Source organism: Serratia sp. JKS296, assembly GCF_900215445.1.
Classification (GTDB): Bacteria; Pseudomonadota; Gammaproteobacteria; order Enterobacterales; family Enterobacteriaceae; genus Serratia; species Serratia marcescens.
The window spans coordinates 2,653,865-2,677,123 of the sequence record NZ_OCMX01000001.1 but is presented as its reverse complement, the minus strand read 5'-3'; the positions used below and the strand labels follow the sequence as shown (position 1 = coordinate 2,677,123).

At 55.6% G+C, this 23,259-nt stretch carries 16 protein-coding genes; 5 read left to right on the top strand and 11 right to left on the bottom strand.

From position 1 onward, the window contains the following. Nucleotides 1–239: 239 nt before the first annotated feature. Complete coding sequence (gene guaD, locus CRO23_RS12610) at nt 240–1,556, top strand: guanine deaminase (RefSeq protein WP_097102121.1); 1,317 nt, start codon at nt 240–242, stop codon at nt 1,554–1,556. Here the strand turns inward: guaD and CRO23_RS12605 are convergent. After that, nucleotides 1,538–2,704 (bottom strand): MFS transporter, encoded by a 1,167-nt coding sequence (locus tag CRO23_RS12605; RefSeq protein ID WP_097102119.1) that lies wholly within the window; start codon nt 2,702–2,704, stop codon nt 1,538–1,540. The two genes, guaD and CRO23_RS12605, sit on opposite strands and share 19 nt — an antisense overlap. A 103-nt stretch (nt 2,705–2,807) precedes the next feature. Here CRO23_RS12605 and CRO23_RS12600 point away from each other — a divergent pair, with 103 nt between their 5' ends. The 3 genes from CRO23_RS12600 to CRO23_RS12590 all read left to right on the top strand — a co-directional run bounded on the left by CRO23_RS12600 (nt 2,808) and on the right by CRO23_RS12590 (nt 7,538). Beyond that, nucleotides 2,808–3,722: a LysR family transcriptional regulator gene (locus CRO23_RS12600; RefSeq protein WP_097102117.1), complete on the top strand. Its 915-nt coding sequence runs from the start codon at nt 2,808–2,810 to the stop codon at nt 3,720–3,722. 437 nt (nt 3,723–4,159) lie between these two features. Then, complete coding sequence (locus CRO23_RS12595; protein ID WP_016927851.1) at nt 4,160–5,446, top strand: HlyD family secretion protein; 1,287 nt, start codon at nt 4,160–4,162, stop codon at nt 5,444–5,446. After that, nucleotides 5,439–7,538, top strand: a complete 2,100-nt coding sequence (locus tag CRO23_RS12590) for a peptidase domain-containing ABC transporter (protein WP_016927850.1) — start codon at nt 5,439–5,441, stop codon at nt 7,536–7,538. The genes CRO23_RS12595 and CRO23_RS12590 overlap by 8 nt, the downstream gene beginning before the upstream one ends. Nucleotides 7,539–7,724: 186 nt before the next feature. Here CRO23_RS12590 and CRO23_RS12585 read toward each other — a convergent pair whose 3' ends face one another. The 9 genes from CRO23_RS12585 to CRO23_RS12555 all read right to left on the bottom strand — a co-directional run bounded on the left by CRO23_RS12585 (nt 7,725) and on the right by CRO23_RS12555 (nt 19,353). Continuing rightward, on the bottom strand, nt 7,725–8,012 hold the full coding sequence (locus tag CRO23_RS12585; protein WP_025302730.1) for a hypothetical protein: 288 nt from the start codon (nt 8,010–8,012) through the stop codon (nt 7,725–7,727). Between the two features lie 42 nt (nt 8,013–8,054). Continuing rightward, entirely contained in the window at nt 8,055–8,222 is a 168-nt protein-coding gene (locus tag CRO23_RS25085; protein ID WP_016927849.1) for a hypothetical protein, read from the bottom strand. 24 nt (nt 8,223–8,246) lie between these two features. Next, a complete protein-coding gene (locus tag CRO23_RS12580) occupies nt 8,247–8,507 on the bottom strand; it encodes a hypothetical protein (protein WP_097102115.1) in 261 nt (86 codons plus the stop codon). Nucleotides 8,508–8,751: 244 nt separating this feature from the next. Next, on the bottom strand, nt 8,752–12,897 hold the full coding sequence (locus CRO23_RS12575) for a non-ribosomal peptide synthetase (RefSeq protein WP_097102113.1): 4,146 nt from the start codon (nt 12,895–12,897) through the stop codon (nt 8,752–8,754). Then, nucleotides 12,897–16,703 (bottom strand): AMP-binding protein, encoded by a 3,807-nt coding sequence (locus tag CRO23_RS12570; protein ID WP_097102111.1) that lies wholly within the window; start codon nt 16,701–16,703, stop codon nt 12,897–12,899. Before CRO23_RS12570 ends, CRO23_RS12575 begins: the two co-directional genes overlap by 1 nt. Before the next feature lie 17 nt (nt 16,704–16,720). Beyond that, nucleotides 16,721–17,170, bottom strand: coding sequence for a toxin-activating lysine-acyltransferase (locus CRO23_RS12565; RefSeq protein ID WP_025302733.1), 450 nt, complete (start codon nt 17,168–17,170; stop codon nt 16,721–16,723). Between the two features lie 18 nt (nt 17,171–17,188). Beyond that, nucleotides 17,189–18,715, bottom strand: a complete 1,527-nt coding sequence (locus tag CRO23_RS12560) for a hypothetical protein (RefSeq protein ID WP_016927843.1) — start codon at nt 18,713–18,715, stop codon at nt 17,189–17,191. Between the two features lie 78 nt (nt 18,716–18,793). After that, on the bottom strand, nt 18,794–19,081 hold the full coding sequence (locus tag CRO23_RS25405; protein ID WP_125460888.1) for an E492 group microcin: 288 nt from the start codon (nt 19,079–19,081) through the stop codon (nt 18,794–18,796). Then, entirely contained in the window at nt 19,078–19,353 is a 276-nt protein-coding gene (locus tag CRO23_RS12555; RefSeq protein ID WP_131818048.1) for a hypothetical protein, read from the bottom strand. Before CRO23_RS12555 ends, CRO23_RS25405 begins: the two co-directional genes overlap by 4 nt. Before the next feature lie 315 nt (nt 19,354–19,668). Between CRO23_RS12555 and dcp the strand changes: the two genes are divergently transcribed. After that, entirely contained in the window at nt 19,669–21,870 is a 2,202-nt protein-coding gene (dcp, locus tag CRO23_RS12550; RefSeq protein WP_028128196.1) for a peptidyl-dipeptidase Dcp, read from the top strand. 71 nt (nt 21,871–21,941) lie between these two features. Here the strand turns inward: dcp and CRO23_RS12545 are convergent, their stop codons facing one another. Beyond that, nucleotides 21,942–23,252: an MFS transporter gene (locus tag CRO23_RS12545; RefSeq protein ID WP_016927840.1), complete on the bottom strand. Its 1,311-nt coding sequence runs from the start codon at nt 23,250–23,252 to the stop codon at nt 21,942–21,944. Between the last annotated feature and the right edge of the window lie 7 nt (nt 23,253–23,259).

Below are 23,259 nucleotides of genomic sequence, written 5' to 3'. Positions count from 1 at the left end.
CGGTTGCTATTGATCTGCCGGCGAAGCGCAACGTTTGCTTTATTCTTTTTTGCCGGTCAACTCCCCTTGGTTAATTAATATCACTTTGTTCTTTAAGGGATAATGTATTTTACGCCGTCAGCTGGCACGCGGCTTGCTATGCTTAAGCCGGTCTTGGCGTTTGGGCGACAAAGGCATTGTTTCATCGGCGCAGGTTATTACGCGGGTGAGATGGGCCGGTCGCGACAAGGAAGAAAATAATGGCACTGCAATTCACCACGGCTATTCGTGGCAATTTTTTTGATATCTCAGCCTGTGTAGAGGCGCCGCAACAGCTTGAGGAACGCTTGCGGCATATTCCCGACGGTTTACTGCTGCTGAACGACGGCGTCATCGTCTGGTTCGGCAGCTGGCGGCAGGGCGAGGCGCTGCTGCCGCCGGGTTTCACGGTCACGGAGTATCGCGACAAACTGATCGTGCCGGGGTTTATCGACACCCACATCCACTATCCGCAAACCGAAATGATTGGCGCCTATGGCGATCAACTGCTGGACTGGTTAAACAATTACACCTTCCCGACCGAAAGCCGTTACGACTGTGAGCAGCACGCCGACGCGATGTCGGCCTTCTTTCTGCGGGAGTTGCTGAGCAACGGCACCACCACCGCGCTGGTGTTCGGCACCGTGCATCCGCGGTCGGTCGATGCGCTGTTCAGCCAGGCGGCAGCGATGAACATGCGCCTGATCGCCGGCAAGGTGATGATGGATCGCCATGCGCCGGAGGCGCTGCTGGAAACGCCGGCGCAGAGTTACCGCCAGACGCGCGAACTGATCGAACGTTGGCACGGCAAAGGCCGCCTCGGTTACGCCATTACGCCGCGCTTTGCGCCCACCAGTACGCCGGCGCTGCTGGCGCAGGTGCAGCGGCTGCGTGAAGAATATCCCGACGTTTGGCTGCAGACGCACCTGAGCGAGAACCCGCAGGAAGTGGCCTGGGTAAAAGCGCTGTTCCCGCAGCACCGCAGCTATCTGGATGTTTACCACCGCTACGGCATGACCGGCGATAAAAGCGTATTCGCCCATTGCCTGCATCTGGAGGAGCAGGAGTGGGACTGCCTGTGCGAGACCCGCTCGGCAATCACCTTTTGTCCCACCTCCAACCTGTTTCTCGGCAGCGGGCTGTTTGACCTGCAGCAGGCCTGGCGCAAGCGGGTGAAGCTCGGCATCGGCACCGACGTGGGGGCCGGCACCACCTTCAATATGCTGCGCACGTTAGGCGAGGCGTACAAGGTCGGCCAGCTGCAGCATTACCGGCTCTCCGCCGTAGAAGCGTTCTATCATGCCACCCTGGGCGGCGCCCGCGCGCTGGCGCTGGACGACAAAATCGGCAACTTCAACGTCGGCAAAGAGGCGGATTTCGTGGTGCTCGATCCGGCGGTCACGCCGCTGCAGCAGCTGCGCTACGCCAACAGCGCCACGTCTGCGGAGCAAGGGTTCGTACTGATGACCCTGGGAGACGATCGTAACATTTATCGCACCTATGTGAATGGTAAGGTGGTTTATGAGGCGTCGCGCTGACGCAGCCGCGCCTGCAGCCAAACGCTGAGCGGCGCGACGGCGATGGCGCTCAGCGCACACAGCCATAACAGACGTTGCAAACTGAGCGGGGTGAGGCCGCCGCTCAGCAGCGTGGAGGAGAGCAAGAAGGCCACCGTGGCGCTCAGGTGTATCAGGGCGGTTTGCAGCGTGCCGAAGGCGGCGCGTTGCCGATTGTCCGGCCAGCGCATGCTCAGGGAAGAGATCGCCACCAGCCGCGCATAGGCCGCCGCGAGAAACGCGACCATGAACAGTTCACCGCGATCGCCACCGCGCGCCGCCAGCCACAGGCTGCCCAGCAGCAACAGCGTGGCGCCCACCGTCAGCGTCACGGCGCCAACGCGTTGCAGCCAGCGGCCCGCCAGCACGGTCGCCAGATAGCCGGCCACGCCGCCGATGAGAAACAGCCAGGACAAATGCGCGTTTGCCACCTGTAGCCGCTGGGTGAGCAGCGGCGCCAGCACCGGGATCAGCAGCATCGGGCTGAACTGTGTCAGGCCGGCGGCGGAGGCGAACAGCAACAGCCGGCGATCGAGCGTGACGGGCGCGGCAGCCTGTGGCTGCGGCGCATCCTTGGGAACAAACAGCGCCACCAATACGGCCGCCAGCAGACACAGCCCGCCGATAGCCGCCAGCGCGGCGCGCCAGCTTGCCACTTCGCACAGGTACAGCATGCCCGGCATGCCGACAATGCTCACCAACGAAAAGGACGCGATCACCGTCGCCAGCATTCGGCCGTGCAGCGCGGCAGGCGCGGCGTTGAGCAGCAGGCCGATCCCGACGCCCATCGTAGTGCCGCCCAACAGCCCGGCCAGCAGCCGCAGCGCCAACAACCAGTAAAACTGCTGGGTTGTGGCGATCAATAAGGTGGTCACGCCCAGCAGCGTGACGTTGAGCATCAGAAAGTGCCGCTTCTCAACGCCGCCGATCCAGAAAAATGCGCCGATGCCGGAAATCACCGCCGCCAGCGTATAGGCCGCGCTGACATAGCCGGCGAAGCTGACGGGCACGGAAAAATCGCCGGCCATGTAGATGAATATCGGGTTGAATACCATGTATTCCAGGGCATTGGTGAACTGAATAAAGGCGATGACCAGCGCTATCGCCGTCAGCTTTCTCGCGGGTGTCATAAGCATCCATGGGTTGCAGAGTCAGGCCGGCAGTGTAGCGCTTGGCGTTGATCGGGATTAGATGGTAGAAATGGCATGGTTTGTTATCAAATCAGGGATAATCATGCGCGATAAATTGGATTTAAACCTGTTACGCATTTTCGTGGCGGTGGTGGAGCAAGGCAGCTTCGTCGGGGCGGCGCGGGCGTTGGCGATGCCAACCTCCAACGTCAGCCGCTATATCTCTCAGTTGGAGCGCCAGCTTGAGCAGCGGTTGATCGAACGCAGCACCCGCTCGATGCGGCTGACGCCGAACGGCCAGTTGCTGCATGAACGCACCCAGCCGCTGCTGGCGTCGCTGGAACACACCGCGCAAACCCTCAGCGAGCGGCAGCAACAGCTGCGCGGGCCGCTGCGCCTGTGCGTGCCCAATGAAGTTGGGCCATACCTGTTGGGCGAGCCGCTGGCGGCGTTCGCCCTGCAGCATCCGCAGATCGAAATCAGCTGCGTGACCAACCTGGCGGGTATGACGTCGCTGCTCGACGATGTCGATCTGGCGGTGATGATCAGCCGGGGCATGCTGGACGACAGCGACTATGTCGCGCAGCCGCTGGCGTCTTTCCCCTGCATCGTGGTGGCCGCCCCGGCGCTGCTGGCGCAGTGGCCGCCGTCGTCGGAGATTGAGCAATTCACGCAATCGCCCTGTATCAGCACGGTGGATGCGCTGAAGGGGATGCCATGGCAGTTCGTCCGCCCGGACGGCAAGTTCGTTACCGTCCCGGTCAATGCGCGCTATCGCGTCAACAGCGGGGAGATGGCGCTGAAGGCGGCCTTGGCCGGCGTGGGGTTCGCCATGCTTTCCGAGCTCGGCTGCCGGCCGTTTCTGGCCGACGGGCGATTGGTTGAGGTGCCGCTGACGTTGCCGCCGGCGCCGCTGCAGCTGTATGCCGTTTACCCCGGCCGCCGTTATCTGCCGGCCAAAACGCACGCGCTGCTGACCTTTCTGATACAGCAGGTCGGCGAGGCGGCTCACGTCTAATCACTTGTTTTTGCTCAAACTGCCAACTGCCCTAAGCTAGGAGGTGACTCAGAGGGAGCCATTCCCCGAGACCTTATTCCGTGAACATGGAGGCGTTTCGATTTGATGCGTTTATCCACATTGCTGCTCGATCCGGCGGTCACGCCGCTGCATATTACATATGGCGAGAGATAGAATGAATAGCGTTATTTGATTAGGAGGCTCTTTATTGGTTTTTTATCGATATGCATAGTGATATACGGCTATGTGGCTGGGTAAGTGCGTAAAAAACATTGCATTTCTTCGGAACGCTCGATATCATAATGAGAATAATTATCTTTACGATATCGCTAATTAAAAACAACAGACCTGTTTTAATCTCTGCTGCTGTTTTTCAATATGCTTCCGCATTTTACGAGCCAAGGCTGGCTTGAATTTTATTTCTGGAAAGGGATGTCATGCGTGATTTGTTTCGACAGGAAGCCACGGATCATCAGCGGGCGAAATGGGCGGGTAAGGCTTTATTGATAAACGGCTTGCCTGCCTGGTGCTTTGGTCTTTTATCGTTTTTATTTATTCTTGTTTTCCTCTCTTTTCTTATATTCAGTCATTATACACGCCGCATTAATGTTTATGGTGAAATCACCACCTTCCCCCGCTCAGTCAACGTGTTTGCGCCCCAACAGGGTTTTATCTCGGAACGCTTCGTCGAAGTGGGGGATGTGGTTAAAAAAGGCCAGCGTCTTTATCAGATTGATGTCAGCCGAGTGACGGATAACGGGAAAGTGAGCGCCAATACGCGCCTGGCGCTTGAAAACCAGTTAAAGCATGTCGACAGCATCATTCTAAAGTTGCAAGACAACAAGCGTATGACGCTGGAAAATCTACGCGCGCAAAAAAAACAGTATGAATTGGCGCATATGCAGTCCAAACAGCTGTTGGATAATGCACGAGAGGGGGTGGCATTTGCTCAGGACAACATGCGTTCCTATAAGGAATATCAGCAACGCGGTCTGATTACCAAAGATCAGCTTAGCGGGCAAACCTATTCATTTTATCAACAACAAAGTCTGTTCCAAAACCTGCATAGTCAACACATTCAGGAGTCGTTGCAAATTACGAATTTGGAAAGTGATATCGTTACGCGCGCGGCAGATTTCGATAACCAAATTTCGCAGTACCAGTTTCAGCGCAATGATTTGCAACGGCAGTTAGCGGAAGCCGATGCCAGCGGCGCATTGATCGTGAATGCCCCAAGCGATGGCCGCATTGAGTCTCTCAGCGTTACGCCGGGTCAGATGGTCAATAGCGGTGACAGCTTGGTACAGATTATTCCACGTAATGGCGCGATTTATCAGCTAGTTTTATGGTTGCCGAACACCAGTGTGCCTTATGTTTCAGCGGGGGACGGCATTAACATTCGCTATGACGCTTTCCCTTATGAGAAGTTCGGTCAGTTTCCCGGCAGAATAGAAAGCATCGCTTATGTACCGGCCTCCATTCAAGAAATGTCAACTTACAGCAGTTCTCCCGTGCATCAACCCAGCGCGCAAACGGCATCTTTTTACAAGGTGACCGTTTCCCTAGATAAAACGCATATCAGTTACCAGGGCAAAGCGTTGCAGCTCACTAACGGCATGCGGGCTCAATCCACGCTGTTTCTGGAAGAAAGGCCTCTATATCAATGGATGTTCTCACCTTTCTACGATATGAAAAACAGCCTGATGGGGCCAATCAATGACTGAATCTTATTTAGACGCGCTAAAGGGCAAACTCAATTTGTCGCTGCGCCGCAAAGTGCCGCAGATCCTGCAAACCGAAGCCTCGGAATGCGGGCTGGCCAGTTTAGCGATGGTATGCCATTACCATGGTTTGCAAATCGATCTGTTTAATCTGCGCAGCCGCTACGGCTTTTCTTCACGCGGGGCGACGCTTTCCGCGTTGATTGACATCGCGAGCGCACTCAAGCTGCAATCCAGAGCGTTATCGCTGAATATCGATGAGCTTAAAGCGTTGAAAATGCCCTGTATTCTGCATTGGGACATGAAGCATTTCGTGGTGCTTGTCAGTGTCAGCCGAGGGCGGGCGGTGATCCATGATCCTGCCTTTGGCCGTAAAGTGCTGGAGTTGCATGAACTGTCGCGGCATTTTACCGGCGTAGCGCTTGAGCTATGGCCAGACAGTGAATTTCAGCCGATCAAACAGCAAAGCAGATTGCGCTTTCGTAAGCTGATGAGCAATGTGCGCGGCCTTAAGGGAGCCTTGCTAAAGATCTTCTGTCTGTCGATCGTGATTGAAGCGGTTAATCTGCTGTTGCCCGTTGGTACGCAGTTGGTCATGGACCATGTGATTTTGGCCGGCGATCATGATCTTTTAGCGCTGATTTGTATAGGATTGCTGTTCTTTATTTTATTCCGCACCGGCGTATCCATGTTGCGCTCGTGGATCTCTATCGTCATGGGCGCGTTGATAGACGTGCAATGGAAGGCGGGAGTGTTTGATCATCTGATGAAATTGCCGCTTTCCTTCTTTGAGAAGCGCAAGTTGGGTGATATTCAATCCCGTTTCGGCTCATTGGATACGATAAGAGCGACTTTCACTACCAGCATCGTCAGCAGCATTATTGATGGCATCATGTCTGTCGGGGTCTTTGTCATGATGCTGCTCTATGGCGGCTGGTTAGTTTGGGTGGTGCTCGGCTTTACGGCGATATATGTCATTCTCAGGCTGTCGACTTATCAACATTATCGGCAGCTGTCGGAAGAGCAGTTGGTGAAGGGCGCGCGGGCCGGGTCTCATTTCATGGAGACGTTATATAGCATCAGTACGTTAAAGGCGTTGGGGTTATCTGAAACTCGTTCACAGTATTGGCTGAATCTAAATGTAGAAACGATCAATGCGGGTATCAAGCTGACCAAGTTAAACATGATGTTTGGCGGTTTGGGGGCGTTTATTGCCACCTGCGATCAGGTGATCATCCTTTGGCTCGGCGCGGCATTGGTCATAGACAATCAAATGACGATCGGCATGTTTATCGCGTTTAACGCCTACCGTGGGCAGTTCTCGGAGCGTGCCAGCAGCTTGATCGACATGATGCTTCAGCTGCGAATGTTAAGCTTGCACAATGAAAGGGTGGCGGACATTGTGCTTTCGTCACCGGAACCGCAAATGCCCGCGCGTCAGCTCTTCACAAAAGGCAACGCCGCAGAGCTTCAGGTGCGGAATCTGCGCTACCAGTATGATCGTTTGGCGAAACCCATTATCACGGATTTGAATCTCAGCATTGCTGCGGGAGAAAGCGTGGCGATTGTCGGCCCCTCCGGCGTGGGTAAAACCACATTGATGAAGTTAATGTGTGGGTTGCTGTCGCCGGATGAAGGGGCCGTGCTGGTCGATGGTATGGATATCAGCAACATTGGCGTTAATAATTATCGCCAATGTATCGCTTGCGTGCTGCAGGATGACAAGCTGCTGGCGGGATCTATCGCTGAAAATATTTCAGGATTTGACGCCGAAATGGATCTGAAACGTATTGAGGCGTGCGCACGGCGTTGCAATATGCATGATGATATTCAAAACATGCCAATGGGCTACGAAACATTGATCGGCGAATTGGGGGGAAGCCTTTCTGGCGGACAGAAACAGCGTTTATTGATAGCCCGTGCGCTCTATCGTCGTCCCAGCATTCTGTTTATGGACGAGGCGACCAGCCACCTGGATCTCGATAATGAAACACATATTAACCGCGCTATTTCACAACTGAACATTACCCGCGTGATTATTGCGCACCGTCCATCGACGATTGCCTCTGCGGATAGAGTCATTCAACTCGGGTAACGTCAGCTTCGCTTCACCTGACTTCTTCATCTCGACATTTTCGCTACGCCAACCGCGTTGCTCCCCCTGTGGTGGGCCCATGACAAAAAGGGTTATCATAACGATAACCCTGGCATGAAATGACGCTTTAGGCGCTGAAGCCAACGTTAACCGGGGAGGTCAGCCGTGTGGCTTGCAGGGCCCCGATCAGTTCGAATCGGTATTGTTGTTGTTCCCCCACATGGTACCGCCGCCGTTGCTCCCGCCCCAGGGAATGCCTGATGGGCCAACAGAGCCGGGGGCACGATCGCCGGTGACGTAGTTACCGACAGCACCGCCGACAATGGTGCCGACAACGCCGCCCGCCACGCCACCGATAGAGCCGATGCCACCGCCGATCGCTGCGCCGACAGTTTCCGCGGAAACCGTCAATGTACCGCTGCGATCTCCTGCACCGGAAATGATTGAACATTCTTCAGAGGTAAGATTGCGCATATTTGCTCCTTAATCATTAAATTTTCAAATAAGCCACGTTTATCATGCCGAGCGCTGCCCGCGATCGCTATTGAGCAATTTATGCGTGCCGATAACGGCAACGGCGATAAGGGCGTATTTCAAGAAGCGATTGAGGGTGAAATAATCCGCAATCGTGCCAGCAACAAGCCCAATTAAAATGGCGAACAATACAATAAGTGACTTTTTCATATGATGAACACGAATCTTCCTGTATTAGTTACTGTCGGCAGGATTGTTCGTCGATGTTTGTTTATTGCCACCCAACATGGATTCCACCATTTTGCCAGCGGTATAGGCGGCACCACCGATAACTGCACCGGCAACAGCGCCTGGGCCGGCACCGACACCGCCAGCCATGGCGCCGGTCATCGCTCCACCAACCGCGCCGGCAGCGACGGCCCCGCCCAGTTCCGCATAGCTGAAATCCCCAGCGGCTGCGATAAGGTTCACTTCATTAATCGTAAGTTCTCTCATAACGACTTCCTTATATTATTGGTTTTTGGTTTTTACAGTTTTCCGATACCAGAAAAATGCCACTAGCAAGGTTGAAAAGATAAAGGATTGAATGATTGTGCTGGTAAACCTCCTGTCTTCGGAAAAAAATAACGAATAAAAAATATCCATGAATGTGTAGTAAAAGCAGAACAAAAAAATCCAACTGCTGGGTAATTTCATCAGTGCCTCGATAGGTTTGAATGGCCAGGGGTATCTTCTCGCGTTATTCCAATGATGTGGACAACGCGCGCAGCATCCGCGACAGCGCTCGAAGAAGTTGAGCGTTGTTTAAAATGCTGTAATGCGTTTCTGCACAATAATTGAGTTGAACGTCATGAGAGGATTGCTTCTCCCAGCGTTGTGCAAGATTGGGGTGTTTACGCTGACGTTGCTGGCTGAGCCAAAGCGTCAGCGGTATCGCTATCTGTGGCAGAGGGCCGGCGTTGTTCGTCAGATCAAAGGATTTTTTCAGCGCCCAACAAAAGGCTTCGGCATGTTCCAGCGTGATCTTCTCCGCAAGCACGCTCTGATTCAGCGCATAGTGCATTTTTATCTCGTTGGCGAAGCTGTCTATCGCATTCGTTTCTTGATGCCGACACAAATGACGCGCAATACCGAGAGAGTCGAACAGACTGAGGTAACTTTGCGCCACGCTGAAACCTCGATTCACTGAGGGTTGCTGGGCGGGCAAACCGCTGTCGATAAGCACCGCATGCGCAAAGGGCGCGCCTTGTTCCGTGGCCTGCGCCGCCATATGGACAGCTAATTGGCCGCCCAATGACCAGCCGGCGATAACGGCAGTGTCGCGTTTGGCACGCGGTATGGCCGCCAAATGGGAGGCGGCCAATCGCTGCAGGGTGAGTGTGTCGTCTGCGCCTGGCGCGGCCAACCCCGGGCTGGCGATGGTGATGATGTTGGCGCAGGCGTAAAGTTGTTTTGTCCACTTTGCATATTGATGCACCTGGCCACCGGCACCATGCACCAAATACAAGGTGGGCAGAGAGGGGCGATGGGCTGCGCCGGACAATATCGATAACGGCAAGGGCGCGTTATCGCGCAGACGCTCGGCAAGTTTATCGAGCTGTGAGTAACCAAGGATTTCCGCCAGGGTTAATTCCACATTAAGGGCACGCTTGATGTTACCCAAAAACGTGATGCCGGAAAGCGAGCTGCCGCCATTGCTGAAGAAGCTGGCATAGGGGTCGATCTTGTCTGGAGCACAGCCTAACGTATCCGCCAACAACTCACGTAGCAGCATGAGTTCCGCGGACGCGGCGGGAACAACCTCGCTGGCCTGACTCCGTTCGGTGCCTGGCGATAGCAAGGTGCGATCCAATTTGCCGTTGCGTGAAAGCGGGAAACGTTCAATAAGATGATAGTGGGATGGCGCCATATACGCGGGCAATGCGGCCGTAACCTGCTCGCGTATTCTTTGCTCCGCCTGGACGCTGGCTTTCCCCGCCTCGGTCAATGTGAAATAGGCTTCCAGATACGGTGTGCCGTTCCTGGTTTCATCGCGACAGACGACGCACGCTTCAGCGACCAGTTCGCTGCTTTTGAGCGCGAATTCGACGTCACCCAATTCGACGCGAAAACCCTGCAGTTTCACCTGTTGGTCTTCGCGGCCGAGAAATTCGATGTAACCGCTGCGATGCCAACGGCCACGATCGCCGGTGCGGTACACGCGTTCTCCGGTGGTTGGGAGAAGAACAAAGCTGCCGGCGGTGGTTTGCCTATCGCGCCAATACTCGCGGGCAACGCCAACGCCACCGATATAAATGTCGCCGGTAACGCCGAAACCGCACGGCTCGAGTTTTTCATTCAACACCCACATGCTTTGATTCGGCAATGCGGTTCCATAGGGGATGGCGTTTCTGTAGTGCGTATCTCGTGTAAGCGGATGATAAATTGACCATATTGCCCCTTCGGTGGCACCGCCAAGGCTGGTGATGGTGGCGTTGGGGCAAAGCCGATGTGCTTCGGCGATCAGCCGCGGAGAGATACGATCGCCGCTCAGCCAGATATGCCGCAGTTGAGGCAGCGACAGGATGTTTTCTTGCGCGCAGTATTGCACCAGCATTTGCAAGATGGCGGGAACCGAGTTCCAGATGCTGATTTTCCGCTGGCGTATCGCATGTAGCCATGCTGACGGCTCTTTAGCGTCGTGCGGCGATAACACGGTTACCGATGCGCCGGCTAGCCAACTGCCGAACAGGTCATAGACAGATAAATCGAAGGCCAGGTCGGCGAGCGCCAATACGTTGTCACGATGTGAAACGTTAAACAGTTGATTCATGGTCAGCAAGGTATTGGTGACGGCGCCGTGTTCCATCGCCACGCCTTTTGGCGTGCCTGTCGTCCCCGATGTATAAATGACATAGGCGAGTGCTTCCGCTTCGCCTGGTGGGAAGGTTGCTGTGCCTGTGACAGGGGGAGAAAACAGCGCCTCCAGATCCTGAACGCGGGTTGTCTGCGGATAGCGGGCGCGATGGTGAGCCCGATTGCTCACAACCCAGGCGCAACCCGATATTCGCATAATGGCCGCTACGCGGGCATCCGGTAATCCTTCGGCCAACGGCAAGTAGGCGCGTCCGGCGAGGATCACGCCGAGCGCCGCAATAGCTTGATGAGCGCCGCGTGGAAGATCGATGGCGATGAGCGCGCCTGGGGCGGTATGGGCGTTCAGCCAATGCGCCACGAGGCCGGCGTGCCGCAATAGCCGATCGTAATGCCACACCTGATCTCCCTCGAACAACGCCGGGCGATCCCCATGCTGGTGGGCAGCACGTAACAGCCGATCGGAAAGAGGTTGCCGCAAGCATACCGGCATCGCCTGCCCGACGGAGAGCTGTCGCAATTGCCGGTTATCGGCCATTGGCGCCAGCGAATAGTGGTCGACGGCCCGCGAAGGATCGCAGGCAATTTGCTGCAACAGCAATGCGTAAGCTTGCGCCAATCCGTTAATACGCTCCGGCGTAAACAGCTTGGCGTTGTATTGCCACTCCAACTGAATGCCTTCTGCGCCGGAAATCACTTCCAGAACCAGATCAAACTTGGGCGGCGCATAGCGTCTTGGCAGGGTGTTAACCTGCGCGCCGCCAAGATTTAGCTCGTTGCTTTTGCGATGTTGGCAGACGAACATGATTTGAAAAATGGGGTGGAACTTGCCGCGCGTGGGCTTGAGTTGTTCAACCAGATAAGAGAAGGGCAATCCCTGATGTTTGAAAGCGCGCGCAAATTTATTCGCGTTCTTTTGCAGCAGCGCGGTGAAACTGTCGTCGCCAGTGATGATAAATTGGTGAGCGATCGTGTTGACGAAGCTGCCAACGGCGTCGTTTAACGTCGGCTCGTTCCTGTTGGCGATCGGGCTACCGATGACCACGCGATCCGTCGCCGATTCTCTGGCAATCAGTAACGCGAAGGCGGAGTGCAACAGCGTAAACAGCGTCGTACCGTTATGTTTGGCTAACTGGGCCAGGGCCGACTGCAGTTCGTTCGTCAGCGATGTTCTGACGATATTCTGTGTTTTGCCTGCCGCGGTGATGGCGATATCGTATTCAAGCGCGTGTTTTTCCGGCGCACCATCCAGTTCATCGCGCCAAAACGCCATGCTGTCATCGACATTGGCGACGGCGAGGAAAGGGTCTTCAAGATAGCGGAAAAACGCCTGGCCGTTGTCATAATGCCAATGCTCTTCGTACGCTTGATAGTCACGGCTCAGTTCATCCACCAGCAAATTGGCCGTCCAGCCGTCGACCACGCAATGGTGGAAGGTCAAGAACAGATAGTGGTGCTGCGCGCTCTTTCTCAAGATCCGGCAGCGCAGGGGATACTCAGCCGCGAGGTCAAACGGAATCGTACACTGGGCGTTAAGCGCCGCCAGCATATTTTCTTGCTGCTCTTCACTGTTCAGCCTGCTGATGTCCTCGAGGCTGTGTTCGAAAATGGTTTCATCAGGATGCACGATGTCAACGGTGATGGCTTCACCGTCTAGCCGGTAGCGGCCGCAAAGCGCACCGTGCCGCTTGAGCAGTTTTTTCAACGCGGCGAGCAAACGCTCGGGTTCAAAGGGCCCCAGGATCTCTTTAGCGATCGGAATGTTATACAGCGGGCTGTTCTTGGTGAAGTTTTCATACAGCCACAGGTATTGCCCCGCGTAGTGATTGACGGTGTAACAAGGCTTCTCCCCGGTGTGCCGCTCTGAATTGTCCGGCGTACAGACAGATAAAAATGCGGTGATGTCTTCCTGCACCGCACTGAGTGCGGCGGCGTCAACATGCTCGATGGTTTGGCGTCGAGGCGACAGCTCGCCGAATTTTGCTCCCTGTTTCGCCATTTCCATCAGATTGATCAAGCCGATGACGCTCATCAGTGCGCTCCTTCCATGTTGACGTCGATAGTTTTCGCTGTTCGACCGCTTTTATTCGGGCGTTTGTCGCTGTGGGCGGAAATCAAATTCAGCCAATGCGCTAAGCTACACAACTGCACTCCCGGGTTTCTCCGCTGCGCCATTGTGAAGGCGGCGCGATGGTCGATATTCTCCCCATCATCGAAACCGAAGATCCTCAGTACGCAGCCGTTCAATCGCTCATTGGCCGTATCGAACCGAATGTGCGGGAAATAACCCAGCCGCGCAGAGAGGGCTATCAACTCTGTAACGCCGGCGTCGACGGCTTGGCGGCGCGCATCGACTTTATGCAGCAACAGTAGTCGCTCATGCCGGAAATCGCGTAGCAGGCCTTGCGTGAGTCTGGCTCCGCCGGCCGTATCATGCATAAAGATCATGTGGTTAACTCGGCCGGGCAGGGTGTGCAGCAGGGCCGAAAGTGCATCAAGCCAACTGCCATATTGAGTGGCTTCGTTCGGTACGTTGAATATGGCCGCGTTCAGCGACCATTCAGCAGGCAACGGCAGCGCCTGCGGTGACAGAATGTCCACATCGCGTTTGTCGGCGAGGGCGGCCAATAAAAGCCGTTCATCTTTGCCTTCGGGAGATTGAATAAACAGCCTGCTGCTGGTCGGCACCTCGGTTGATAGACAGCGGCCGATAGCGCAACGGATGTCCAGATGCTGCGGATCCAGACCATAGCGTGCATGGGCCAACTGCGTCAGGTGTCGGCAGAAATCGGCGAGTCTTGGATGTTCAAGAATGTCGCTCAGGTTCAGATCCAACCGACAGTGGGCGTTAAGCACGTTAATGATTTTTATGGCCTGCAGGGACTCGCCGCCGAGCGTGAAGAAGTCGCCATCGTCACTGCCCAGCGTCGCCAGCCAAACTTCATGCACCAGGGTGTTGAATGTCGTCGAACGCAACTCCCGTGTGGGTTCAGGCATCCGGGATTGTCTCTCCAGGGTGCGATAATCAATCTTGCCGTTAGCCAGTTTGACCAGCGGCGTTGGATGATGCACGAAGCGCTGAGGAATATGGGCATTGGGCAGTTCGCCGTACAGTGTGCGGCGCATTGCCTCACTGAGCGGCTGCCGGCTGTGATAATGCGCGTACAGTTCCGTTCCCGCGTCGCCGCTTTTGGCCAGTACGGCAATCTCGACAATGGAGGGCAAGCGGGCAAGACAGCTTTCTATCTCACCCATATTGACGCGCTGCCCGGCGATTTTCGCTTCACGAATTTTGCGGCCAAGGAACACCAACTGCCCATCTTGGCGCTGGCAGGCGATATCGCCGGTACGAAAGGCGGGCATGAGATGGCCGTTGGCCTCAAGGGTGACGAACTTTTCCGCGCTCAGCGTTGGCTGATGCCAATATCCCAGGCCGACGGTCGCTCCGGCTATCAGTAATTCGCCGCTGCAGCCGAGCGGCAACGGCCTGAGATCCTCGCCGACGATCGCCGTGTATATACCATCCAGCGGTGTGCCTATCGTCACGGCGGCGCCATCGTTTTTGATTTCTGCGGCCGTCGCCACCACGGTTGTTTCGGTTGGGCCGTAGGAGTTGAATAACTTCCTGCCTTTGGGGTAGTGCGCGAACCAGCGTTCTTTGGCTCGCGGTGAAAGGCTTTCGCCGCCGATGATAACGGTAGTGACGGCCGGCGGTAGCGTCTGTTCACCGCCGGAGGCGAACAGCATTTCATTAAAGTAGGCGGTCGGCAGATCCAACAGGCTGATTTGATGATCGTCGCAGAATGTGAAGAAAGCGGCAAAGCTGTGCTTGACGGTCTCGGGGGCGATACACAGGTGGGCGCCGGCCCCCAGCGTCATGAAAATTTCTTCGATGCAGGCATCGAAATGCAAGGGCGCAAATTGCAACACGCGTTCGTGCGGTTGAATGCCATAGCATTTTATCGCCGCATCGACAAAAACGTTGAGAGCATGTCGGGCGCCTATCACGCCTTTAGGCATTCCCGTCGAACCGGAGGTAAACATGATATAGCTGGTTCCGACCGGGAACGCCGGCGCCTCAGTCGATGTTTGCCGGCGAAACACGGTGAAGTGTGCGAAATCCGTCGGCATATTGAGTGTCGATGCGTGCCAATGCGCCAATGCGCCAGGCTCGGAATGAACGGAGGGACGCGTGCGATCGGTAATCAGGATAGCGTCGCTAAACTGTTCAAGCAGTTGACGGTAAGCCGCTCCATCCCCTTTGGCATTCAGGTTGACGAAGGGCATTTTCAATTGCAACGCAGCAAGCATGCAGAGGATGGCCTCCGGCCCTTGCGGCAAGTCGAGCAACAGTACGGTATGTGCGGCGCGAACGGGAGCCAGGACATCGGCCAGCGCACGCCACTGCTGCTGCAAAACGGCATAAGACAGCGTTCTAAGCGATGACGAAGCGTGTTCAGGCGTGAGGATCGCCGTGCGTTGCGGCGCTTGAACGACGGCACGATCGATACGCTGCATGATATCGACCACGTTGTCGTTGGCTGTTTTACCCAGCAGCGAGAGCGGGAAACGTTGTCGCAATGCCGCGACGGAAAGATTTTCCGGATCGTCGTACAGCAAGGTGCACAAGGTCTGTATCCCCTGGCTGTGCCGCACCAGACTGGCCGCATCGTAAAGCCCTGAGTCGGCATCGATCTCCAGCCGCAGCGTTTGGTTATCGAGATCGGGACGCATGTTGAAGACCAGATCCTGCGCGCCTCCTGAGCGTAAGTTACGAATTTCACTACGCTGAGCGGGAGAGAATGAGGCTGCCGCTTCAAAGGGAATGATATTGACCACGATGTTGAACAACGGCGAGCGGCTGGCGACGCTCCTCAGACTTTTTATCTCTTCGTAACGAAACGCTTGATGTTTCTTGAGTTGCTTGAGCGCGTGTTCAATGGTTTGCGCCAACTGTCGGCATGAGGCGGTGTCCTCAATATCGAGAGTCAAAGGAACAACGTTGGTCTTGCAGGTTAGCGCCTGCCTCGACAGGGCGTCTGTTCGCGCCATCATAGGGACGCCGATCGTTTGCTGCTTCTCGCCGGTACATAAGTACAAATACGCCATCACCGCTACAAAAGTGCGCGCCAGCCAAGAAGGATGTTCGGTTTGCAGCGCAAGGCGCTCGGTAGGATAGGGCAACGACGTCACATGGCGGATGGTCTGTCCCGAGGGAATATTGGCGCAGGCTAATGTCATCGGGTCTGGCAGTGAGGCGCTGGCCGCTTGCCAAAAATGTCGGTCTGCTTGATAGGCGGCTGACTGTTTATACTCAGATTCAGCCCCGAGCAAGGCATCGATCGCCGGTACGTCTTGCGGTTGTTGTGTCTGGTCTCGGTAGGCCTGCGCCACTTGATGGATCAGCAAATAAGTGCCGTAACCATCAAGCAGCAGATGGTGGCTGCAGAAATACCACAGAAAGCGTTTCTCACCCAGCCTGATGATTTTTTGTCTGAATAACGGCGCCGCGTTCAGCGAGAAGGGGCGCTTAGCATCCGCTTCCATTAATTCGATAGCGGTGGCCATATCGTTGGCGCTCTGCGAAAGATCTACCCATTCCACTGAAATATTGGCGGTGACGGAATATTGATAAGGCGTGCCGTTATCCTCATCAAACAGAACGTGCAGCGTAGGGGTTTGGCTGACGACACGATGAATAGCACGTTTCATTCTTGCGATATCGAGAGTGTGATTTATTTCGACATATTCCGCGATATTATAGCTCGATTTGTCATCGCCGATCTTGGTGCCATAGTAAAATCCTGCCTGTGAATCCAGTAATTGATGTTTGCTCATTGCCTCATCCCTGACAATTATTTTTCTTTATTTTTTACAGTCATCAGTCTGCCCGTTCGGCGGGAGCGCCACACAACCGTGCGGCGTTCTACGATGGGGTGAACTCTTTTAAGGTGTTCCAAACATAAATGCGCGCTGCCTGGCTTGCAGCAAAAATCTAAAATACACAGCGTGCCGCCCTCATCCCATTCTGAGTTATGGAGAAGAAACTGCGGGTCGTTAATAAATCGACTCAGCGTCTCATCTCTCAGGTAGGCCCAGGTTATATACCCTATCGGGTTATCCAAATGGTCGAATAATATTTTAAATTGGTTTTGATTAATCGCTTCCTGAGTCCATAGCTGCAACGTTTTTATATGGTACAAACTGTAATTTTTATTCATCAACATACAGTTAACGGCGAAGCCCAGGCTCTCGTATTGACTGAACCTACTTTTACCCTGCTGGTTTTCTTTGATAAAACTCACGAAATATCCTCAGCGTTGTTATTGTAATACGTTGATCGCCTGGCGCTCGAAACGGTCGAGATAGGTTTGCAATTGTTCGGTGATCTCGCTGACTTCGCCGCGCCAGCCGGCAATTTCTTGAAAAATCACTTCACGGCGCATGAACGTGCGGGAACCCAACCTTCTGGTGACGGTCTGCTTCATCGCCAGTTGTAATCCGGCGGAGGTTTGAGCTGCTGATGTTTCCTGAAGGTATTGCGCGTATAACCGACGGAACGCCAGAGAAAATCTCTCCTCCGCGGTCGTACCCTGTTGTTCGGCGGGAACCCTTACGGGCGCGTCGATGAGCCGGTGCAACAGGGCAATCGCCGGATGAGCATTCCCCAGGCCAAGACCTTGTCGACGGGTAAAGACGCCGGGAGCCAAATCGAACATTTTTTGCAAGCGTTCGCCTAAGGCGAACCACTCGGCGGTGAGAGGCAGGCGTTGTAAAAATGCAGGGTCAAAACCCGCCATACCGAGATTATCCAGCAGGCAGGCTCGTTTATAGGCCATGTTGAAGGCCGCACCGATGCCTTGGTGCGCTGCCGCGAGAAATGCCGGGCCGAATTGATGTTTGGCTAAATAAAAAGCGAGATCTTGCAAGCCTCTCAGCAACAAAGGGGCGTCTTCATTGAGCTTGTTGTGTTGAATGTAGCTGCGCCCGGGATCGCGACGTTCTGCGGGAAAAACACTGCGAACACCATGAAAGTCCAGCAGCCTGCCGGCCATATCGCAATTGGAGGGTGAGGTCATCATCACCAAATGCCGGGTGCGGCAGTACGCGATCTGCGTCGCGAGACGCCGGGCAAGCTCGCAGAGCCCGTAGAATGCTTGTTCTTCCTGGGGCAATGCCAACCAGCTTGCGGCGTCAAACTCCGGGGGACGAGGCAGAAAAGCCGGTGCGGCGACAATCAGCTTTTCGACCCGCTGAATATCCGAAGGCTGCCTTTGCATTGCGTCATGAGGATGATAGTAGGGTGCGCGGCAAAAATGTGCAGGGCGCACGACGGGCTCACGCACCAGCAACGCCTTGCGGTTATGGGGACTTCTCGCCGATTCAGGAGAGATGGCGGCTAAGGGGCTATCGGTCAACAAGATCGCCTTATTGGGCACGGCACCGTAAGGCAGCAGTTTGGCCATGACGTTCCCCCATAATGCCTCCAATACTGCGCCGGTCATCGTCAACTCGCCATCGACATGCTTTGCCCCTTGACCGACTAACGCATTAGCCCCAATACCTTTAACCTGCCAACGCCCATCAAAGCCACAGCGTGCTCCGCCGCCGTTGCGCGAAATAGCGCCGCCGCCATAACGTTCGGCGAAAAAGACTTTTTCATCGTTTAAGCGCGGCGTACCGTCATCAAAAATAGCATGGCGATTATTTTCTTCGATGAGATAGCTGGTCTCTTTTTTCAGTTCGTCTTGTTCGGCAGGGCTTAATGCATTGTGCCAGAGTAATTGAGAACCTGTCTTTTTTGCGACGAAAGGGATCAAGCTTTCGTGAAGCATGGCGAGCTTTGTCATTTTTTAATCGTTATTTTTATTGGTGCAGAGTAAGTTAAATCCCGGCCTTATTGCACAAGGAATAATAAGACTGTTTTTTTAATTTGATGAATCCGGTGTTGAAAGTGAAGACGAAGGTGAAGGGCGGCCACCGCCACTGCCATTCCAGGTTGGGCCCATAGGAACCTGTGGAATAGCAACGTTAACCGGCATGTGTGGTGCGGCTTGAATAGCTATTTCCGTCCCGACGCCCACAGCTAAGGATACGGGGGTGGGTAATTTCGCTATTGTGCTCAGGCTACCGACAATGAGCGAAGTCGGATTATAAGAGTCGTTGCCGTCAGATCCGTTAATACATGACAATTCAACTTCCGTTAAGGCTCTCATTTAAACTCCTTCTTGCGAGAGGTGATAGATAAAACAAGCGAAAAAATAATCGCCATCGGCAAACCATAACTGGCCGTGGTTTTAAGGGCGGCCGTATCCAAAAGGATCGCCTGGCGCTGCAGGCAGTAGTCTAAAAATACGGCAAGGGGAAATATCAAGAACAGCATAACGATGTGGTACGCGCGCACGCCTTTTTTCTTCGCGTTTTTATAGATCGCACTGATAATGAGGATGAAAATGACAATAAGAACTATTTCCGTTATAAGGTACAATTTGATTAGCTCCATTAATCAAAATTTACATCAAGTTACATTGGGTAACCTGATAAGTCAACAGGGTATTTTATGATTCCTCTTTATTTATCATGGTATTGAATTAATTAATCATAAAATGATTACTTTTTGTGACTATGTGTCGATGATGAAAAATAAAGATGTCAAAGAAGCGTTTGGCCGCGGTCGGCGAGGCGGTTAACTTCTAATCACTTGTTTTTGCTCAAACTGCCAACTGCGCCTAAGCTAGGTGATGACTCTGAGGGAGCCATTCCCCGAGACCTTATTCCGTGAACATGGAGGAGTTTCGATTTGATGCGTTTATCCACATTGGTGCTGGCGATCGGCATGGCGCTGGGCTCGCAGGCACAGGCAGCAGAAACCCAACCTCACGCCGACCATAGCGCGCTGCCCAGCGGCCAGGCGAAGGAGGCTACCGTGACCGGTGAAGCCAATCAGCACGACAAGCAAAAGACTCAGAATCCGTTCTTCTATCAAAGCCGCCTGCCGTTCCAGGCGCCGCCGTTCAACCTGATCAAGGAAAGCGACTACGCGCCGGCGATTGAAGCGGGCATCAAGCAAAAGCGGGAAGAGGTGGAGAAGATCGCCAACAACCCGGCCAAGCCCAACTTCAAGAATACCTTTGTGGCGCTGGAGCAGGCCGGTTCGCTGCTGACGCGGGTGATGAACGTGTTTGGCGCCATGACCTCGGCCAACACCAGCGACGCGCTGCAGAAGCTGGATGAAGAAACCTCGCCGAAGCTGGCGGCGCTGAACGACGACATCATGCTCAACGGCAAGCTGTTCGCGCGCATCAAGGCCATCTATCAAGATCGCGATGCGCTGAAGCTGGATCCGGAGTCGCGTCGGCTGGTGGAAGTCACCTATAAGAACTTCGAGCTGGCGGGCGCCAACCTGTCGGACGCCGACAAGGCCAAGCTGAAGGCGCTGAACCAGGAAGCGGCGACGCTGAGCACCCAGTTCACCAACAAACTGCTGGCGGCGAGCAAAAACGGCGCGCTGGCGATAACCGACCCGGCGAAGCTGGACGGTCTGTCCGAAGGTGAGCTGGCCGCGGCAGCGCAGGCGGCCGCCGAGCGCAAGCTGGAGAAACAGTGGCTGTTGGTGCTGCAGAACACCACCCAGCAGCCGCTGCTGCAGAGCCTGAAAGATCGCGACACCCGCAAAGCGCTGTTCGACGCCTCCTGGACGCGTGCGGAGAAGGGGGACGGCAACGATACCCGCCAGACCATTTCCCGTCTGGCCAAGGTGCGCGCCGAGCAGGCCAAACTGCTGGGCTACCCGAACTACGCCGCCTGGAAGCTGCAAAACCAGATGGCCAAAACGCCGGATGCCGCGCTGAGCTTTATGCGCAACATCGTGCCGGCGGCCACCGCGCGCGCCGAGCGTGAAGCCAAAGACATTCAGGCGGTGATCGATCAGCAAAAAGGCGACTTCAAGGTGCAGGCCTGGGACTGGCAGTTCTATGCTGAACAGGTGCGCAAGGCCAAGTACGATCTGGACGAATCGCAGATCAAACCTTACTTCGAGCTGAACAACGTGCTGAACAACGGCGTGTTCTACGCCGCCAACCTGCTGTACGGCATCAGCTTCAAAGAACGCAAGGACATTCCGGTCTACCAGCCGGACGTCAAGGTGTATGAAGTGTTCGACAAGGACGGCAAATCGCTGGCGCTGTTCTACACCGACTACTTCAAGCGCGACAACAAGGGCGGCGGCGCCTGGATGAGCAACTTCGTCGATCAGTCGAAGCTCAACGGCACCAAGCCGGTGATCTACAACGTCGCCAACTTCACCAAACCGGCGCCGGGGCAGCCGGCGCTGCTGTCGTATGACGACGTGATCACCATGTTCCACGAGTTCGGCCACGCGCTGCACGGCATGTTCGCCGATCAGGAATACCCGAGCCTGTCGGGCACCAACACCGCGCGCGATTTCGTCGAGTTCCCGTCGCAGTTCAACGAGCACTGGGTCAGCGATCCGAAAGTGTTCAGCCACTTCGCCAAGCACTACCAGACCGGCGAGGCGATGCCGCAGGAACTGGTCGACAAGATCAAGAAGGCCGACAAGTTCAACAAGGGCTACAGCATGACCGAGCTGCTGTCCGCCGCGCTGCTGGACATGCACTGGCACATGCTGACCGCCGATCAGCCGCAGCAGGACGTGGACAAGTTCGAGGCCGAGTCGCTGCAAAAAGACAAGGTGGATCTCAGCTATGTGCCGCCGCGCTACCGTTCCAGCTACTTCCAGCACATCTGGGGTAACGGCTACGCCGCGGGCTACTACGCCTATCTGTGGACGGAAATGCTGGCGGACGACGCCTTCCAGTGGTTCACCGAGCACGGTGGCCTGACCGCCGAAAACGGCCAGCGTTTCCGCGACATGATCCTGTCGCGCGGCAACAGCCAGGATCTGGAGAAGCTGTACATCGACTGGCGCGGCAAAGAGCCGAGCATTGAACCGATGCTGATCAATCGCGGGTTGAAGGACGAGTAAGTTCGGCCACTCCCGATAAGCAAACAAAAGGGCGCGTTATGCGCCCTTCGTCTTTTTGGCGTGGCCGACATTCAGCGGTTCACCACCTTGGCCGGCAGGGCCACCACCAGCAGCGAGCTGAGCAGCAGGCAGCCGGCGAAGGCCCAGAGCGCGCCGCCGCTCTTGCCGGTCAGATCCAGCGCCAGCCCCATCAGCGAATTGCTCACCAGCCCGGCGATGTTGGCCAGCGAACAGGCCAGCGCGAAGCCGGTCGCCGCCGCCGTGCCGCGCAGGAAGGTGGCCGGCAGACTGAAGAACACCGGCACCGCGCCGATGATCGCCGCCTGGGCGATGGAGAACAGCAGCACCGTGGCCAGCGCGTTGTGAGTAAAGAAGGTGCTGCCGGCCATCGCCAACGCGCCGATGATAAACGGCACGATGATATGCCAGCGCCGTTCGCGCAGCCGGTCCGAACTGCTGCCGATCAGCAGCATGCCGAGCAGGGCGGCGACGCTGGGGATCGCCGTCAGGTAGCCGATGGTGGTGATGTCGGTGACGCCGGCGGTTTTGATGAAGGTCGGCATCCAAAAGCCCATGGCGTAGGCGCTGAGCAGAATAGCGAAGTCGATGCCGCCGAGCATCCACACCTTCAGGTTGAAGAAGCCGTCGCGGAAGCTGTGCTTGCCGTGATCGGCCTCGGCGTCGTCGCGCGCCAGATCGTCGGCGATGCGTTGTTTCTCCTCGGGCGTCAGCCACTTGGCCTGCTGATAAGTGTTAGGCAACAGCCAGAAGGTCAACACGCCCAACAGCACGCTGGGAATGCCCTCCAGCAGAAACAGCCACTGCCAGCCGTGCAGCCCGTGGCGCATGTCGAAATGGCCCATGATCCAGCCGGAGAGCGGCCCGCCGATCACGCTGGACAGCGGCAGGCCGATCATGAACAGTGCGATGATGCGGCCGCGGCGATAGGTCGGGAACCACAGCGTCAGGTAAAAGAGCACGCCGGGCAGGAAACCGGCCTCCGCCACGCCGAGCAAAAAGCGAATGACGTAGAACTGGGTCGGCGTGGTGACGAACATGGTGGCGGTGGACAGCAACCCCCAGGTGATCATGATGCGGGCGATCCACATCTTGGCGCCGACGCGCTGCAGGATCAGATTGCTCGGCACCTCGAACAGAATATAGCCGACGAAGAACAGCCCGGCGCCCAGACCAAAGGCCGCTTCGCTCAGCTGCAGCGCGTCGGCCATCTGCAGCTTGGCCAGCCCGACGTTGATGCGATCGAGGTAGGCCGCCAGGTAGCACAGGCAAAGAAACGGGATCAGTTTCCAGGTGATTTTGCGGTACAGCAGCAGCGATTCTGCGTCCGCTTTCCCCGCCAGCGGGGTGTCGACAATGGCCATGATGTTG